This window comes from Streptomyces sp. Tu 3180 (genome assembly GCF_009852415.1).
GTDB lineage: Bacteria > Actinomycetota > Actinomycetes > Streptomycetales > Streptomycetaceae > Streptomyces.
In genome coordinates, this window is sequence record NZ_WOXS01000002.1 from 1,522,409 (window position 1) to 1,539,781 (window position 17,373).

The following is a 17,373-nucleotide window of genomic DNA, read 5'->3' on the forward strand; positions in this document are numbered from 1 at the left end:
CTCCTGCCCCGCGGGCGCGACGGCGGCGGCCCCCGCGCTCACGCGGCACCGCCCGCACGACCGGTGTCCGCCGTGTCGGTGCGGCGCGCCGGGCACCGTCCCGTCGCCCGGACCCCTACCGGCTGCCTGGGCACTCGCATCACTCCTTCGGCTTCGAACGCCCGCGCCCTGCCGGTGCGGGGCGTGGCGGAGCGGGTTTCCTCGTTGCGGTAAGAGGCAGCGCGCGGGCCCCGGCTATCCCCGCCGCTCCCGGCCCGGGCGCGTGACAAAGCTCACGCGGCGGTCCGGGGAGTGGGACCGGCCGCGGCCGCCTCTCGTAGGGGTGACAGTCGAGAACCGCACGGCGGCCGGCACGCCGGAGCGAAAGGGGAAACCATGAGCACCATCAGGGAGTTGCTGGTCGAGCTCACCGGCACGGCCGAGTACGCCGACGCCGTCGGTGACGACGTCGACCTCGCCGCCAGCGGTATCGACTCCGGCGATCTGGTGCGCCTCGTCCTGCTCGTGGAGCAGCGGCTCGGGGTGGAGATCACCGCCGAGGACATGGAGCGGTTGCACACCATCGCCGACTACGAGCGCTTCGTGGCCGAGCGCTCCGTCGCCGGCGCCCCCGGTGGTGCGTGATGTGGCTGACCCAGCTGCTGGAGCGCAACCGCCAGTGCTATCCCGGCCGGACCGCGCTGGTGGACGAGCAACGCGCCGTGACCTGGGCCGAGTTCCACGACCGTACGGTCGAACTGGCGCGGGGGCTGGCGGAGCTGGGCATCGAGCGGGGCGACCGGGTCGCCGTGCTCTCCAAGGACCGCATCGAGGTCATGGAGAGCTACTTCGCGCTCGCCCGGCTCGGCGCGCTGTTCGTGCCGCTGAACCACAGCCTGGCCGTGCCCGAGGTCGCCGGCATCGTCGAACGCGTCGGGGCGGTGGCCGTCCTCGGTGAGTCGGACCTGCTGGACCGGCACCCCGAGCTGCCGGCCTCGGTGCGGATCCGGATGGCCTTCGACAAGCCCGCGTTCGGGGCACTGGGCGCCGCGTCCCCCGAGCGGGAGCTGCCCCATGTGCCCGACACCGACCCGATCGCCGTGCTGCACACCTCGGCGACCACCGGGCAGGCCAAGGGCGTCACCGTCGACAGCGGGTCGTTCCGGGCCATCGCCCTCGGCTGGCTGGTCATGGCGCGGCCCACCGACGACATCGTCCTGGTCAACTGCTGCCCGCTGTACCACGGCAGCATGGTGGTGTCGCTGACCTACATGGCGGCCGGCGCCACCGTGGTGCTGATGCCGGGATTCACCCCGCAGCGGGCGCTCTCCGCGGTGGAGCGGCACCGCGCCACGCACCTGTGGACGGTGCCGCAGATGCTGCGGTTCATGCTGCAGGCCAAGGGCTCGCACCGCACCGACCTGTCCTCGCTGCGGGAGGTCCTGTACGGCGCCGCCCCGATGCCGCTCGACGTGTACGCCGAGGCGGTGCGCCGGCTCGGCTGCGGCTTCCGCCAGGTGTACGGGATGACCGAGGTCGGCGGGCCCTTCGTCACGCTCGGCCCCGACGAGCACCCCGCCCCCGGGGACGTCACCGCCCGCATCCCCTGCGGGCGCGTGGTGCCGGGCATGTCCGCCCGCGCGGTGGACGAGGGCGGCCGGGAGCTGCCGCACGGCGGGATCGGTGAGATCGTCGTGCGCGGGCCGGGCGTCATGCAGGGCTACTGGAACGACCCGGAGGCCACCCGCGAGATCACCCTCGACGGCTGGATCAGGACGGGCGACCTGGGGTTCGTCGACGACGAGGGGCGCATCCACCTCGTGGACCGCACCAAGGACGTCATCATCCGGGCGGGCCAGAACGTCTACCCCTCGGAGATCGAGCGCGCCCTGCTGACGCATCCGGCGGTCCGGGACGCCGCGGTCGTCGGGATGCCCGACGAGGACTACGGCGAGGTGCCCCTGGCGTACGTGGTCGTGGAGGCGGGCACGGACACGGGCGCGGCGGAGCTGCTGGGGCACGTCGCGGGACTGCTCGCGCCGTACAAGCGCCCGCGGCGGGTGGAGTTCATCGAGCAGGTGCCGCGCAACCCGGCCGGCAAGATCGTCAAGAAGCTGCTGCGGGCCTGACGGTGCACGGGACCACCCGGACCGGTACGCGATGACGGGCCGCCCCGGACGGGACCGGCCGGCCACCACGAGGACCCGGTGGCCGGCCGGTCCCGTCCCCGCTCCGGCACACGGCGGGCCGACCGGGCGCCGCGATCCGGCTCCCGGCACGGGCGGCGCCGGCGCCCCTCCGGCCGGCGGTCCGGCGGCCGCTCCGGCTCCCTCTGCGGCGGCCCTCGCGGTCGCGGTGCCCGGCGCGGACACCACCGGTGCCGGTCGCCCGGCCGGCGGTCCGGCGAGCGCTCCGGTCGCGGTCCGCGGCGCACCCGGCCGGCTCACCGTCGACGTGCTGCTGCGGCTGCGTCCGCGGCTGGCCGCCGCCGGGCTCGGTCTGGGGGTCGCCGTCGTCTCGGAGCCGCACCTGACGCCCGCGGGGCCCGCCGAGGCGTCCGCCGCCGCGTCCATGCCGCACCGGCGCCGGCAGGAGTTCCTGGCCGGCCGGCACGCCGCCCGCCGGGCACTGCGCGCGGTGGGGCTGGACTGCGGCGAGATCCCCCGCTCGGGACGGCTGCCGGTGTTCGCGCCCGGGCGGCCGGCGTCGATCTCGCACAGCGCCGGGATCGCCGTCGCCGTGGCCCGCGCGCCGGGCCGGGACACCCCGCTCGGCTGCGACCTGGAGCTGCGGCCCCTCCCCCACGGCGCGGCGCGCCTGGTGCTACGCGAGGACGAGGAGGGCCTGCTGTACGACACGTGCGGCTGGTCCGTGACGGCGCTGTTCTCGGCCAAGGAGGCCGCGTGGAAGGCCCTGCGCGGGCCGGACGGCACGGGCGCGCCCGGCCCGCCGGGAAACCTGCGGGACCTGCGTGCGCGTCCGTCCGGGGAGGCCCTGCGGATCGAGCGGCGCGCTCGTCCCGCGCACGCGGTGCGGGTGCGGGTGGTGCCCGTCGGCTGGGGCGTGTTCAGTTACGTCGTGGGCCGGTCGGCCGTCTGACCCGCACTCCGGCGGGCCGCCGCGGGCACGGCGTGAGGGGGCGGGGGCCCGGCGGGCCCCCGCCCCCTCACCGGTGCGTGTCCCTCACGCCCGCGCGTTGACCAGCACCGCCATGTTGCCCGCCGGGTGGCGGTTGTCGTGGATGAGCTGGTGGGCCAGGCCGATCTCGTCGAAGGAGAAGGTCCGCGACAGGCACGGGTCGACGAACCCCTGGTCGATCAGCCGGGTCACCTCCCGCGCCTCGCGGGCGGAGGCGACGTGCGAGCCCTGCAGTCGCTTCTGCCGCATCCACAGGAAGCGCAGGTCCACGTCGCCGTTGTACCCCGTGGTGCCGCCGCAGATGACGACCATGCCGCCGTTGTCGCACAGGTACATCGAGGTCGGGATGGTGTCCGCGCCCGAGTGCTCCAGGACGACGCGCGGGTTGCGGCGCTCGCCGAGCACCTCCCAGAAGCGCCGCCCGAAGGCGCGGGCGCCGGTCAGCCAGCGGCGCATCGCCTCGTCGTCGGACGTGTCCGGCATGCGTCCCCAGTGGTCGAACTCGCGCCGGTCGATCCAGCCCTCGGCGCCGAGCTTGAGGCAGAACTCGCCGCGTTCCTCGCTGGAGACGACCGCCACCGGGATGCCGCCGACGTGCCGGACGAGCTGGATGGCGATGCAGCCCAGTCCGCCGGCGCCGCCCCAGATCAGCACCGGGTCGCCGGGGCGCACCGTGTGCGGCTCCCAGCCGAAGAGCTGCCGGTAGGCGGTGGCGGCGGTCGCCATGTAGCAGGACGCCTCGGCCCAGGACAGCCGGGCCGGCTTCGGGTGGAGCATGTAGTCGTCGACGACGGCGAACTGCGCGAAGGAGCCGTAGTTCTCCTCGTACCCCCACACCCGCTGGGTGGTGGAGAAGGCGGGGTCGGCGCCGAGGCGGATGTCCTCGGCCGCCTCGTCCCAGCGGCTGGCGAGGACGACGACCTCGTCGCCGAGCTTCACCCCGCGCACGTCCTCGCCGACCGCCCACACGATCCCGGACAGGTCGGAGCCGCCGATGTGGAAGTCCTCGGTGGCGCCCGCCTTCTGGCGGGCGGCGATCACGTCGAGCGGCGAACCCAGCGCCGCCCACACGTTGTTGTAGTTGACGCCGGCCGCCATCACCTTCACGAGGACCTGCCCGCGGCCGACGGGCGGCACGTCGACGACCTCGGTGCGGAAGGCGTCGACGGGCTGTCCGTAGCGCTCGCGGCGGATGAGCGAGGCGTACATCTTCTTGGGGACGGTGCCGATCTCGGGCGCGTCGCCGAGCTCGTAGAGGTCCTGGGTCGCGGTCACGTGGGGTCTCCTGAACGGTCGGGGCGTACTCGGGGGGCCGGGGACACGGAACGGGGGCGGGCGCCGCGGCGGGTCATCCGCCGAGCGCGCGCAGCGCCTTGGCGACCGCCGCGCCGATGCGGGCGATCGGTTCGGGCTCGGTCATCTCGTAGTGGCCGCAAGGGACTCGGTGGTCGTGCAGGGTGCCGTCCACGTGGGGCCGCCAGGCGTCGGCCTTGCCGGCCAGCACCGCCAGGTCGGCCGGGAAGTCCGTGGCCGGCTCCTCGTCCGCGCTGAAGAACAGCACGTCACCGCGGAAGAGGCCCGGGGTGAACTGCGGTGCGATGCGCAGGTTGTTGCGCATCACGGCCGCGATGGCGGCCGCCTCCTCGCGGGTCACCGGTGACGCGGCCGGGTCGTCGGCGACCCGGGCGCCGATGCGGTCGAGGACCGCGTCCACGTCCGGCGCCCCGGCCCCGGGCGGCAGCCCGGCGACCCGCGACAGCAGGGCCGCGACCTGGCGTTCGGCCGCGCCGGGGTCGTGGGCGGTGCCGTGCGGCTGCGGGGCGTCGAGCATGGCGAGCAGTTCGACCCGCTCGCCGCGCTCCTGGAGCGCGCAGGCCATGGCGTGCGCCACGAATCCGCCGTACGACCAGCCCAGCAGCCGGTACGGCCCGTGCGGCTGCACCTGCCGCACCAGGTCCAGGTACGCGGTGACCATGGCGCCGGCGTCCGGCGCGGGCGGCCGGGTGCCGTCCAGACCGGCGGCCTGGATGCCGTAGACGGGCTGGTCGCCGCCCAGGTGGGGCAGCAGTCCCGTGTAGCGCCAGGACACGCCCGCCCCGGGATGGACGCAGAACAGGGGCGTGGCGGTGCCCTCGGCGCGCAGCGGCAGCAGCGGGCCCAGCGCGGCGGCGCCCGGTGTCCGTGCGGTCTCCTCCTCGGCCGCTTCGAGGACCCCGGCCACCGTGGGCGCGGCCAGCAGCTTCGCGGCCGGTACGTCGAGGACGCCGGCCTGGCGCAGCCGGCCGGCCAGCAGCACGGCGCGCATCGAGTCGCCGCCGAGGTCGAAGAAGTTGTCGTGGACACCGATGCCGCCGATGCCCAGGGTCTCCTCCCACAGCCGGGCCACCGCCTGTTCGCGGTCGGTGCGCGGCGGCACGAGCCGCGTGGTCAGCCGGGGCCGCGGGGCCAGGGCGCTGCCCCGGTCCGCCGCGGCCGGGGCGTCCGGCGCGGCGGGGTCCGTGCGGGCGCCGGGTGCGTCGATCCAGTGGCGCTGCCGCTCGAAGGCGTACCCCGGCAGCGGGACCCGCCGCGGGGTGCCCGGCACCGGCGGGAGGGCGGTGTCCACGCCCGCGCTCCACAGCCGGCCCAGGGCCTCGGCGAGGACGAAGCCGTCGGACGCCTCGGCCTTGGCGTGCCGCATGGTGGTCACCGTCACCGGCGCCTCGTCGGCGAGCCGGGCGGCGGCCAGCTTGGTGAGCGTGTCCCCCGGTCCGATCTCCACGAGGACGGGGCGCAGCCGCTCCCACAGGGCGGCGATGCCGTCGGCGAACCGCACGGTCCTGCGGGTGTGGTCGATCCAGTGCCGTACGGAGGTGGCCTGCGCGTCGGTGACCCAGCTGCCGGTGACGTTGGTGACGTACGGGATGCGCGGCGGGCGCAGCGTCACCGTGCGCAGATGGCCCTCGAAGGTCCCGAGGACCGGGTCCAGGACGTGGGAGTGCGCGGCGACGGGGATGCGCAGCCGGCGGAACGGGACGCCGCGGCGGGTGAGTTCGGCCTCCAGGCGCTCGACCGCGTCGAGGTGTCCGGCGACGGTGCAGGCGCCGGGGCCGTTGACCGCGGCCAGCGACAGCTCCTCGTCGAGCAGCGGCGTCACGTCCTGTGCGGGGGCGGCCACGCCGACGGTGGCGCCGCCGGCGGAGGCGATCAGCCGGATGCGTTCGGTGACCAGGGGCAGCATGTCCTCCAGGTCGATGACGCCGGCCAGGCAGGCCGCCGTGTACTCGCCGAGCGAATGGCCGATGAGCGCGTCCGGGCGCACGCCCGCCTCCATCAGCGTGCGGGCCAGGGCGTACTCGGTCACCACCAGTCCGAGGAACGCGGCCGTGTCGCCGGGCTGCTGCTGCTCGAAGAGCGCCGTGCGCAGGTCGGTGCCGAGCGCGGGCCGCAGGATGCGGGCGCACTCGTCGACGGTGTCCCGGTAGACCGCGTGGTCCCGGTAGAGCCCGGCGCCCATGCCGGCGTACTGGGTGCCGCCGCCCGGCAGCAGGAACGCCACCCGGGCGGGCTCGTCCCCGGTCGGCGGTGTGGCGGGGGCGGCGACGCGCAGGGCGTCCAGCGCCTCCTCGCGGGAGGCCGCGGTCACGGTGAGGCGGTGGCGCAGCGCGGGCCGGTCCGTGCGCAGGGTGTGCGCGACGTCGTCCAGGCGCAGTTCCGGCCGCCGCTCCAGGTGGCGGGCGAGGGCCTCGGCCTGGCCGCGCAGCGCGCCGGCCGTGCGCGCGGACAGCGGCAGCACCAGGCGCCGGTCCTCCCGGGCCGGGCGGGGCGCGGCGGGGGCGGCGGGCGGTGCCTCCTCCAGGACGACGTGGGCGTTGGTGCCCCCGATGCCGAAGGCGCTGACGGCGGCCCGGCGCGGGTGGTCGCCCTCGGGCCAGTCCTCCAGGGCGGTGGGCACCCGGAACGGACCGGAGGCGAAGTCGATGAGCGGGTTGGGCCGGTCGAAGTGCAGGCTCGGCGGGATCTGCCGGTGCTCCAGGGCCAGGACGGCCTTGATGAGCCCCGCGATGCCGGCGGCCGCCCCCAGGTGGCCGATGTTGGTCTTCACCGAGCCGAGGGCGCAGAAGCCGGTCCGCTCCGTGCTCTGCCGGAACGCCTCGGTGAGCGCGGACACCTCGATGGGGTCGCCGAGCTTGGTGGCGGTGCCGTGCGCCTCGATCAGTCCGATGGTGCCGGCGTCGACCTCCGCCTGGGCCTGCGCCGCGAGGACGACCTCGGTCTGCCCGGCGGCGCTGGGCGCGCTGAAACCGACCTTGCGGCGCCCGTCGTTGTTGACGGCGCTGCCGCGGATGACGGCGCGGACGCGGTCGCCGTCCGCGAGGGCGTCCTCCAGGCGCTTGAGCACCACGGCTCCCACGCCGTCCCCGGAGGAGGTGCCGGCGGCGTCCGCCGAGAAGGCCCGGCAGTGGCCGTCGGGCGAGAAGGGCCCGTCGGGCACGTGCCGGTAGCCCAGCATCGCCGAGGGGTTGAGGGAGACCGCGGCGGCGAGCGCGGTGTCGCACCGGTGGTCGAGCAGGTCCTGGCAGGCGGTGTGCACGGCGACGAGGGCGGTGGAGCAGGCGGTCTGCAGGGACACGCTGGGGCCGGTGAGGCCCAGTTCGTAGGAGACGCGGGTGGCGAGCGTGCCGAGGGAGTTGGCGGTGGCCGCGTGGACGAGCTCGACCGAGCCGGGCCGCCCGGCGTGGCGCGGGTACACGTGGGCGGGGTAGTAGCGGCTGTCGCCGCTGCCCGCGTACACGCCGAACGTCCCGGCCGTGCGGTCGCCGCCCAGGCAGCCGGCGTCCTCCAGGGCGTGGTACGCGGTCTCCAGCAGCAGCCGCTGCTGCGGGTCCACGACGGCGGCCTCGGCGGGGCTGTACCCGAAGAAGTCCGCGTCGAAGCGGTCCGCCCCCTCCACGACCGCGGCCACGCGGACCAGCGAGGGGTCGTCGAGGTCGCGCGGGTCCCCGCCCGCGGCGAGGAACTCCTCGTCGGTGATCGGCCGCATCGCCTCCCGGCCGGCCGCCAGGTTGTCCCAGAAGGCGTCCAGGTCGTCGGCGCCGGGGAAGCGGCCCGCCATGCCGATCACGGCGACGGCGGGTGCCTGCTCGTCCTGCGGCTCGGTGGTGTCATGCATGGCCTCGGCCCCTTTCGTGCCGTGCGGTGCGGCGGGCGCGGGCCGCGCGTTGCCGCTGTGCTCGTTCCTTGGCGCGGTCCAGGCCGCTCGGTGCGGACCCGGCGGACCGCGGTGGCGCGGGATCGTCGGACCGCCGTGCGACGGGTGCGTCCGGTGCTGGTTCCGGACCGCTCGTGGTGCCGGGGCCGGTCCGGGCGGCCAGGTGGCGGGCGAGGTCCCGCACGGTGGGGTGGGCGAACAGGTCGACGACCGACAGGTCGGCGCCGAAGGCGCTGTTGACGGCGCTCTGCGCGGTGACGAGCAGCAGCGAGTTGCCGCCCAGGTCGAAGAAGTTCTCGTCCCGGCCCACCCGGTCGCGGCCCAGTACGCCGCACCACACCTCGGCGAGGCGGCTCTCCAGCCGCCGCGCCTCCTCGTCCGGGTCCGCCTGGCCGTGCCGTCCGGTGGCCCCGGCCGAGCGCAGCACCCAGTCGTCGGGCAGGCCCGCCGCGCGGGCGGCGTCGGCCGCCGCGCGGTACAGGGCGCCCAGGTCGGTGCCGTCCGCCAGGCCGACGCGTGCGGCGAGGCGCCGCACCGGGCGGGCGGGGGCGGCGACGTGGCTGCGCACCCAGGGGGCGGTGCGGTCGGCGCCGATCAGCAGGTGCGGCTCGTCCAGGGTGCGGGCCAGGTCGAAGGAGCGCAGCGCGGCGGCCGCGTCGAGCGGCCGGTAGCCGCGGGCCTCGGTGAGCGCGGTGAGGCCGTAGCCGCGGCTCATGCCGTGCTCGCGCCACATGCTCCAGGCCAGGCTCTGTGCGGGCAGGCCGAGGCTGCGGCGGTGCAGCGCGAGGGCGTCCAGGTAGGCGTTGGCGGCGGCGTAGGCGGCGTTCATGGCGCCGCCGAACCAGCCGTTCACGGAGGAGAAGGTGACGAAGGAGCCGACCGGGTGGTCCTCGGTGAGCCGGTGCAGCGTCCACGCGCCGTCCGCCTTCGCCTCCAGCGCCCGGCGCCAGGTGGCGGGGTCCAGGTCGCCGACGGGGCGTTCGACGAGGGTCCCGGCCAGGTGCAGCACCGCCGCCAGGGGCACTCCCCACGCCTCGGTGGCGGCGTCCACCGCGGCCCGCACCTGCGCCAGGTCGGTGACGTCGGCGCACGCGTAGCGGACCTCGCCCAGCTCGCGCAGCCGCCTCAGGGCCTCGCGGCGGGCCTGCGCGGGTCCCGGCTCGTCCCGCCCGGAAAGCGGTGTGCGTCCCAGGATCAGCAGCCGGGTGCCGGGCGTGCGCAGCAGATGGGCCGCGACCTCGCTGCCGACACCGCCCAGTCCTCCGCTGACGAGGGTGAACCCGCTCCGCGCGGACGCCTGTGCGCGGGGCGGCGTGTCCGGCAGGGGCGCCAGGCGGCGCACGTGGCGGTGTCCGTCGCGGTGGGCCACCTCGGTGTCGGACGGTGCCGTCGCCGTCTCGGCCAGCAGGACGGGCAGCGGGTCCTCGTCGGTGTCCGCGGCCAGGTCGAGGTGCGTGCCGCGCAGCCAGCCGAGTTCCTCGCCCAGCGACTTGAGCAGGGCGCCCGCCATGGCGTGCGCCGGGGAGGGGCGGTCGCCGGGGCGGACGGCCCGGGCGCCGGCCGTCACGTGCAGCAGGTCGACGGGGCGCGGCCGGCCGGGCCGGGCGGCGAGGGCCCGGACGAGCGCGAGCAGGCGTGCCGGGCCGGTGTCGCCGGCCGGTGCCGCCCCGGGCGTCCCGGCGGTGCTCAGCCCGTCGAGGTGGAGGACGGCGTCGACCGGCCGCAGGTCGCGCTCCAACTGCTCCAGCAGCGCGGTGTGGTCGGCCTCCTCGGCGGGCCGCATCCGGTAGTGGGCGGCGTCGAGCCGGGTGTACGCCGTGCCGTCGGTGACCACGGTGCACAGTCCGCCGCCGGAGCGCAGCGCGTCGGCGACCCGCCCGGCGAGCCGGTGGACGCGCGGGTCGGCGCCCGCCAGGACGAGGGTGTGCCGGCCGGGCGGGACCGCGGCGGGCCGGTGCGCGCGGGCGCGCCGCCACACCGGCCGCAGGAACCAGTCGGGCACGGTGGCGGCGGTGCCCAGCAGCAGCTGGGCCCGGCGGACCTCCTCGTCGAAGGCGCCCGCCTCGAAGCTCTTGCGCAGCCTGGTGCGCTGGATCTTGCCGATCTCGGTCTTGGGGACGGCGTCCGCCTCCACCGGGATCAGGAAGGCGGGGCTGACGCCGATCTCCCGGGTCACCTTGCCGGCGATCTCGCGCAGGGCGGCGGCCGTGTCCCCTCCGGAGGTCTCGCGGGCCTCGGGGGCGAGCTGGAAGAAGAGGGCCAGTTCGTCGGTGGGCGCCGACGGGTCGGAGCGCACCGCGACCGCGGCGGTGAAACTGCGCACCACGTGCGGCAGTTCCTCGACACAGGCCTCGATCTCGTGGCTGTAGTGGTTGACGCCGTTGACGATGATGACGTCCTTGGCGCGGCCGGTGATGTACAGCTCGCCGTCGCGCAGGAACGCCAGGTCGCCGGTGTCGAACCAGCCGTCCCCGGTGAACGCCTCGGCGTTGGCCTCCGGGTTGTCGTGGTAGCCGCCGGTCACGGAGGTGCCGCGGACCTGGAGCCGTCCGGCGTCGCCCTCGGCGAGCACCGTGCCGGCGTCGTCGACGATCCGCATGGCGAACCCGGGGTAGGGCAGGCCGCAGCTGACGAACGTACCCTCCCCGTCGGCGGGTTCGGCCGGCAGCACGGCGTCGGTGACCACCGAGCAGGTCTCGGACATGCCCCAGCCGGGGTGCATCACGTCCTGCGGCAGGCCGAAGGGCCTGAGCGCGTGCAGGAACCGGCGGGCCGCGGCGGCCACGACGACCTCGCCCGCGTTCATCACCAGCCGCATCGGCGACAGGTCCCAGGTGCGGTCCGCGAAGCGGTGGGCCTGTTCGGCGAGCAGCCCGAAGGCGAAGTTGGGCGCCCAGGTGACGGTGACCCGGTGCCGGTCGGCGAGGTCCATCCAGCGCAGCGGGTCCTGGAGGATCCAGGAGGTGGGCGCGTGGATCTGACGGCAGCCCAGGTACACGTCGCGCAGGTGGAACATCACCACGCCGGTGACGTGGTCGAGCGGGATCCAGTTCAGGGAGACGTCCGCCGCGCCGAGCCCGTTCATCTGCTCGGTGGCGGCGGAGCGGGTCAGCACGTTGCGGTGGGTGAGGCGCACCGCCTTGGGCAGGCCCGTGCTGCCGGACGTCATCAGCATCAGGATGAGGTCGTCGGGCCGGGCGGGGTGCCAGTCGTGGTCCTCGGGCGCCTCGCGCAGCGCGTCGGCCGTGGTCAGCCGCAGCCCGGGCCACTCCTGCCGGGTTGCGAGGTCGCGCAGCCCGGCCTCGCGGTCGGCCGAGCACACGATCCAGGGCCTGCCGAGCATCCGCCAGATGCCCTCCAGCTTGGTCAGCGCCGCGGAGGGCGTGGCGTAGGAGGCGGGGACGGTCAGCGGGACGGCGACGAAGCCGCCGAGGATGCAGCCCCAGAGCACGGCGAGGAAGTCCTCGCTCGCGTCGCACTGGAGGATGACCTGGTCACCGGGGCGCAGCCCGGCCCGGCGCAGTCCGGCGAGCACCCGGGAGGCCTCCGGGATCAGGGAGGCGTAGCTGCGCCGGTGCTCGCTGCCGTCGGCGTGGACGTGGACGATGTCGCCCCGGTCCCGCTCGGCGGCGCGCCGCAGGGCCTGCGCCCAGCCGGACACGGACGGTTCGCGGAGGGCGGGGCCCTCGCTGAGCGCCGGGACGGTGGACGCGGGACCGGTGGCGGCGGTCGCGGCGGGCGGTTCGGTGCGGTCGGGCAGGCCGGTGTGGCGGCGGCCGAGTTCCTCGGGGACGTCCTCCGCCGTCACCTCGGCGGCGGTGACGCCGGGGACGCGGGCCAGGTGCTCCCGCCAGGTCCCGGCCGCGGTGCGGTCGGCGGCGGGCAGGGCGCGCAGCGCCTCGGTGTCGACGGCGCCGTCGCCGTCGAGGGGCAGCGTGCTGACCGCCGTGACGCGGACCGTGCCGTGGCCGGCGCGGTGCAGGACCTCCTCGACGCGTTCGGCGGCGTCCGCGCGTCCCGGCACCACGTACAGGCGCGGCGGACGGCCGTCGGTGCCCGGGAGGGCGCGGGCGTCGCGGATGCCGGGCACGGACAGCGCCGCGCCCTCCAGCTCCGCGGTGCCGGGCGCGGGCGGGACCGGGGTGCGCTCCGGGAGCGCCGGCAGTTCCCCGAGGCGGACGCCGGGATCGGCGCACACCGTGCGCAGGACGTCGTGCAGGGCGCGGGTGAACGCCTCGGCGGTGCCGGCGTCGTACAGGTCCGTGGCGTACTCGACGTGGACCGTGAGGCCGTCGGGCGCGCCCTCGGGGGTGCGCCGTTCCAGGACGTCGACGAAGAGGTCGAACTTCGCGGTGCCGGTGGCGGTCGGCCGCAGCCGGTTCCGCCTTCCGTCCAGCAGGAGTTCGGCGGGTTCGTTGTTCTGCAGGGCCAGCATCACCTGGAACAGCGGGTGCCGGCCGGGCGTGCGGGGCGGGTTGAGGTCGTCCACCAGGCGGTCGAAGGGCAGGTCCTGGTGGTCCAGGGCGGCCAGGTCGTCCTTGCGCAGCCGGGCGAGGAGGTCCCGGAAGGCGGGGTCGCCGGAGGTGTCGGCCCGCAGGACCAGGGTGTTGGTGATCAGGCCGATCAGGTGGTCCAGGGCGGGTTCGGTACGGCCCGCGACCGGGGTGCCGAGGACGATGTCCTCGCCGGCGCCGCAGCGGGTGAGCAGGGCGCTGACCGCGGCGTGCAGCACCATGAACAGGCTGGCGCCCGCGCGGTCGGCCAGGCCCAGCAGGTCGCGGTGCAGGGCGGCGTCGACGTCGGCCTCGACGTGCGCGCCGCCGCCGCGCGGCGCGGCGGGACGCGGCCGGTCGCCGGGCAGGGTGCACTCCTCGGGCAGGCCGGCGAGCGCCGTGCGCCAGTGGGCGGTCAGCCGCTCCAGCCGTCCCGGGCCGTCCGGCTCGGGGGCCAGCAGGGCGCGCTGCCACAGGGCGTAGTCGGCGTACTGCACGGGCAGCGGGGCCCACTCGGGCGCCCGGCCGGCGCGGCGGGCCGCGTAGGCGGTGCTCAGGTCGTCGGCGAAGGGGCGCAGCGACCAGCCGTCGGCCGCGCCGTGGTGCAGGACGAGCAGCAGGGTGCGGTCGGTTCCGGTGCCCAGCAGCCAGGCGGCGAGGGGGCTTTCCGCGGTCAGGTCGAAGCGGTGCCGCAGCGCGGCGGTGACGTGGGCGGCGGTCTCCGCGGCGGGGCAGTCCACCAGGCGCAGCCGCGGGCGCAGGCCGCCGGGCGGCAGGACGCGCTGGTACGGCACGCCGTCGTGCTCGGCGAACACCGTCCGCAGGGTCTCGTGGCGGTCGGCCAGGTCGCCGAGGGCCGCGCGCAGCGCCTCGGTGTCGAGGCCGGCGGGCGCCGGGACGAGGAGGGGGATGTGGTAGGTCGCCGCTCCGTCGTCGAGCCGGTGGAGGAACCACATGCGTTCCTGGGCGAAGGACAGCGGCACGCGCTCCGGGCGTACGGCGTCGCCCAGGGCGGGGCGCGGGAGGGCGGTGCCGGTCCGTTCGGTGAGCCGTTCGGCGAGGGCGGCCGGTGTCGGCGTCTCGAACAGGGCCGTGATGGGGATCTCGGCGCCGGTCTCGTGCCGCAGGCGGGCCAGCAGGCGGGTGGCGAGCAGGGAGTCGCCGCCGAGGTCGAAGAAGTTCACGTCGGTGCCGACGGTGTCGCGCGGCAGCCGCAGGACGTCCTCGAACAGGCCGCACACCAGGACCTGTCGGGGTGTGGCGGGGCGGGCGCCGGACGCGGCGGCGGCGAAGTCCGGGGCGGGCAGGGCCGCGGTGTCCAGCTTGCCGTTGGCGGTCAGCGGCAGGGTCTCGACGGGCACGCAGGCGGCCGGGACCATGTGCTCGGGCAGCCGGGCCGCGGCGTGGGCACGCAGGTCGGCGGGACTCGGCGGTTCGCCGCCGGCGGGGACGGTGTAGGCGACGAGCTGCTGGGCGCCGTTGTCGGCGCGGCGGACCACCACGGCGGCCCGGGCGACGCCCGGGTGGGTGGCGAGGGCGGCCTCGATCTCGCCCGGTTCGACGCGGAAGCCGCGGATCTGCACCTGTGCGTCGGCCCGGCCGAGGTAGTCGAGCGTGCCGTCCGCGCGGCGCCGGGCCAGGTCGCCCGAGCGGTACATCCGGGTGCCGGGCGGGCCGTGGGGGTCGTCCAGGAAGCGTTCGGCGGTCAGTTCGGGCCGGTTCAGGTATCCGGCGGCCACGCCCGCGCCGGAGACGTACATCTCGCCGGTCGCGCCGGGCGGCACCGGGCGTCCGCCGGCGTCGAGCAGGTGCACGCGCAGATCGGCGAGCGGGCGGCCGATGACGCCGGTGCGGCGCGGGTCGTCCAGGTCGGCGCGGGTGAGGCGGTGGTGGGTGACGTGCACGGTGGTCTCGGTGATGCCGTACATGTTCACCAGCGCCGGGCGGTCCAGGCCGTGCCGGTCCGCCCAGGGGCGCAGGCGCTCCGGGCGCAGGGCCTCGCCGCCGAACACCACGTAGCGCAACGCGCCCGTCCCGCCGTCCCGTTCGAGGTCGGCGTCGATCAGCTGCTCGAAGGCGGAGGGCGTCTGGTTGAGGACGGTGACGCCCTCCCGGTGCAGCAGCTCCAGGAAGTCCCGGGGCGAGCGGCTGACGGCGTACGGGACGACGACGGCCCGGCCGCCGTGCAGCAGGGCGCCCCAGATCTCCCAGACCGAGAAGTCGAAGGCGTAGGAGTGGAACAGCGTCCAGACGTCGTCGGCGCCGAAGTCGAAGTGCTCCGCGGCGGCGGCGAAGAGCCGGACGACGTTGGAGTGCGGCACCGGGACGCCCTTGGGGCGGCCGGTGGAACCCGAGGTGTGGATGATGTAGGCGGTGTCGGACGGGCCCGTCGGCCCGTGCCGGTCGGCGTCGGTCAGGTCGGCCGCGGACCGGCGGGCGAGACCGGCGGCCGTCTCCGGGTCGTCCAGCACGACGACGGGGCACGCGTTCCCGGCGGCCGGGCCGGCGTGGGCCTGCTCGGTGACGAGCGCGACGGGTGCCGCGTCCTCGACGACCAGCCGCAGCCGCTCCGCCGGGTGGCCGGGGTCCAGGGGGAGGTAGGCGGCGCCCGTCTTGAGCACGGCCAGCAGGGCGGGCAGCAGCCGCACGCCGCGCTCCAGGGCCAGGGCCACCACCCGGCCCGGCCCCGCGCCGTGTTCGGTCAGCAGCCGGGCCAGGCGGTTGGCCTCGGCGTTGAGCTCGGCGTACGTGAGGTGTTCGTCGCCGCAGGTGACGGCGGTCCGCCCGGGTACGGCCGCGGCCTGCCGCTCGAACAGCTCCGTGAGGGTGTGCTCGACCGGGTGGGTGCGCACGGGCGTGTCGCGGGGGTGCTCGCCCGGCAGCAGCACGTCCAGGTCCCGCAGCGGCGTCGTCGGCGCCGCCTCGGCCAGTCGGCGCAGCACGGTCAGGAACCGCTCGCGGTGCAGGGCGAGTTCGTCCTCCTCGTACAGGGCGGGGTTGGCGTCGAAGGCCAGCCACAGGCCGCCGGGCCGGGCCCCGGGCCGTACCGATATCTGCAGGTCGTCGACTGCTCCGCCGGACAGGTGGTGCCAGGTCGCGGGGTGTCCGTCGAAGACCGGTGACTCGTCGAACGGGACGATGTTCAGCACCGGTCCGTACAGCCGGCGTCCGGTGCCCAGCAGGCCCAGGTCGCGGCGCAGGAACTCGCCCCGGTACTGCTGGTGCCGGCGCACGGCCCGCAGTTCGTCCGCGACGGCGCGCACCAGCTCCGCGACGGGTGTGTCCGGGGCGGCGGCCACGCGCAGCGGGAGGACGTCGGAGGCGGTGCCGGGGGTGCGCAGCGCGGCACTGCCGAGCCGGCTCATCGTGGCCAGGCCGAGCACCAGGTCCTCGGCGGCGGTCATCCGGTGCAGGTACGCGACGGTGGCGGCGGTCAGCAGGTCGGTGCGCGAGACGTCCAGGCGCGCGGCGGCCGCGTCGAGGGCGTCGGTCTCGGCGGGCTCCAGTTCGGCGGTGCGGCGCAGGAAGGGGGCGGTGGGGGCGGCGGTGCGGGAGGTGAGGCGGGCGGGCTCGGGCAGTCCGGCCAGGCGGCCGGCCCAGTGGGCGCGGTCGCGGGTGTACCGCTCGGAGTTCCGGTAGGCCGCCTCCTCGGCCTGCAGCCGGCTCACCGGCGCGAAGACGGCGGGGGCCGGTTCGCGCCCGGCGGCCAGCGCGGTGTACGTCTCGGCGAGGCGCCGCCCGAGGAGCTTGTAGCTGTAGCCGTCGAGCAGGATGTGATGGGCCCTCAGCAGCCAGATGGAGCGGTCGTGCGCCAGGGTCAGCAGGGCGTGCGAGAACAGCGGCCCCTTCTCCGTGTCCACCGGGGTCGTGAGGTCCGCGCGGATCCACGCCCAGGCGGCGGCCTCGGGGTCCTCCGCGTCACGGACGTCGATCCGGTGCAGGGTCCAGTCGTCCGGATCCGGCGCGGTGCGGCACCGGGGGCCGTCGTCGGTGTCGACGAAGCGCAGGGCGAAGGTGTCGGCCTCGGCGACGGTGCGCCGCAGGGCGGTCTCGAAGAGGCCGCTGTCGAGGGGGCCGTGGATCTCGACCGCTTCTGCGGTGTTGTACGCGGCGCTGTCCGGCGCGAGCCGTTGGGCGTACCAGAGCCCTTCCTGGGCTCCGGACAGCGGTCGAGGTTCGTCGTCCTGGAGTGGCATAGCGCAACCCTCACGTGGCAGCCGTGGTGTCCCGGCCGGTGAAGGCCCGGGCCGGATCGGACGGGTGCGGCCGTCGCCCCGCGCCGCCCTCGCGTCGTCGTACGCACAGGGCCGGCCCACGGGGTGGAAAGGGGAGACCGCACGCCGAGGGGGTGGGAATCCGTGTCGCCCCACCGCCGGTTCTACGGCACATCACGGTGCGGTACCGGGATCGAAAGGGTCAAGGCCGGTCCGGGCACACGGGCGTCAATTCAGGTTTTCCCCTGGAGAATCGAACCGGAGGGAGTGCGCGACCGGAACCAACCTTTAGGGAAATCATGCGACTTCCCTTTCCGCCGCCCTCTCGGGTGGATCCGTCCGTGCCGCGCGGTGCACT

Annotated in this window: 6 protein-coding genes; 3 read left to right on the forward strand and 3 right to left on the reverse strand. The window is 76.0% G+C overall.

From position 1 onward, the window contains the following. Positions 1 to 375: 375 nt before the first annotated feature. The 3 genes from GL259_RS07795 (at position 376) to GL259_RS07805 (ending at position 3,078) form a co-directional block, all read left to right on the forward strand. Positions 376 to 624, forward strand: coding sequence for an acyl carrier protein (locus GL259_RS07795; RefSeq protein WP_159530493.1), 249 nt, complete (start codon positions 376 to 378; stop codon positions 622 to 624). Then, a complete protein-coding gene (locus GL259_RS07800; protein ID WP_159530495.1) occupies positions 624 to 2,108 on the forward strand; it encodes an AMP-binding protein in 1,485 nt (494 codons plus the stop codon). Before GL259_RS07795 ends, GL259_RS07800 begins: the two co-directional genes overlap by 1 nt. A gap of 226 nt (positions 2,109 to 2,334) precedes the next feature. Further along, positions 2,335 to 3,078, forward strand: coding sequence for an enterobactin synthetase (locus tag GL259_RS07805; protein WP_159530497.1), 744 nt, complete (start codon positions 2,335 to 2,337; stop codon positions 3,076 to 3,078). An 84-nt stretch (positions 3,079 to 3,162) separates the two neighbouring features. Here GL259_RS07805 and ccrA read toward each other — a convergent pair whose 3' ends face one another. From ccrA to GL259_RS07820, 3 genes are all read right to left on the reverse strand, one after another. Next, on the reverse strand, positions 3,163 to 4,392 hold the full coding sequence (ccrA, locus tag GL259_RS07810; RefSeq protein ID WP_159530499.1) for a crotonyl-CoA carboxylase/reductase: 1,230 nt from the start codon (positions 4,390 to 4,392) through the stop codon (positions 3,163 to 3,165). Positions 4,393 to 4,465: 73 nt separating this feature from the next. Next, positions 4,466 to 8,269: a type I polyketide synthase gene (locus tag GL259_RS07815; RefSeq protein ID WP_159530501.1), complete on the reverse strand. Its 3,804-nt coding sequence runs from the start codon at positions 8,267 to 8,269 to the stop codon at positions 4,466 to 4,468. Further along, positions 8,262 to 16,997 carry a non-ribosomal peptide synthetase gene (locus tag GL259_RS07820; RefSeq protein ID WP_159530503.1) on the reverse strand — a complete coding sequence of 2,912 codons (8,736 nt, stop codon included), beginning with the start codon at positions 16,995 to 16,997 and terminating at the stop codon, positions 8,262 to 8,264. The genes GL259_RS07815 and GL259_RS07820 overlap by 8 nt, the downstream gene beginning before the upstream one ends. Positions 16,998 to 17,373 lie beyond the last annotated feature (376 nt).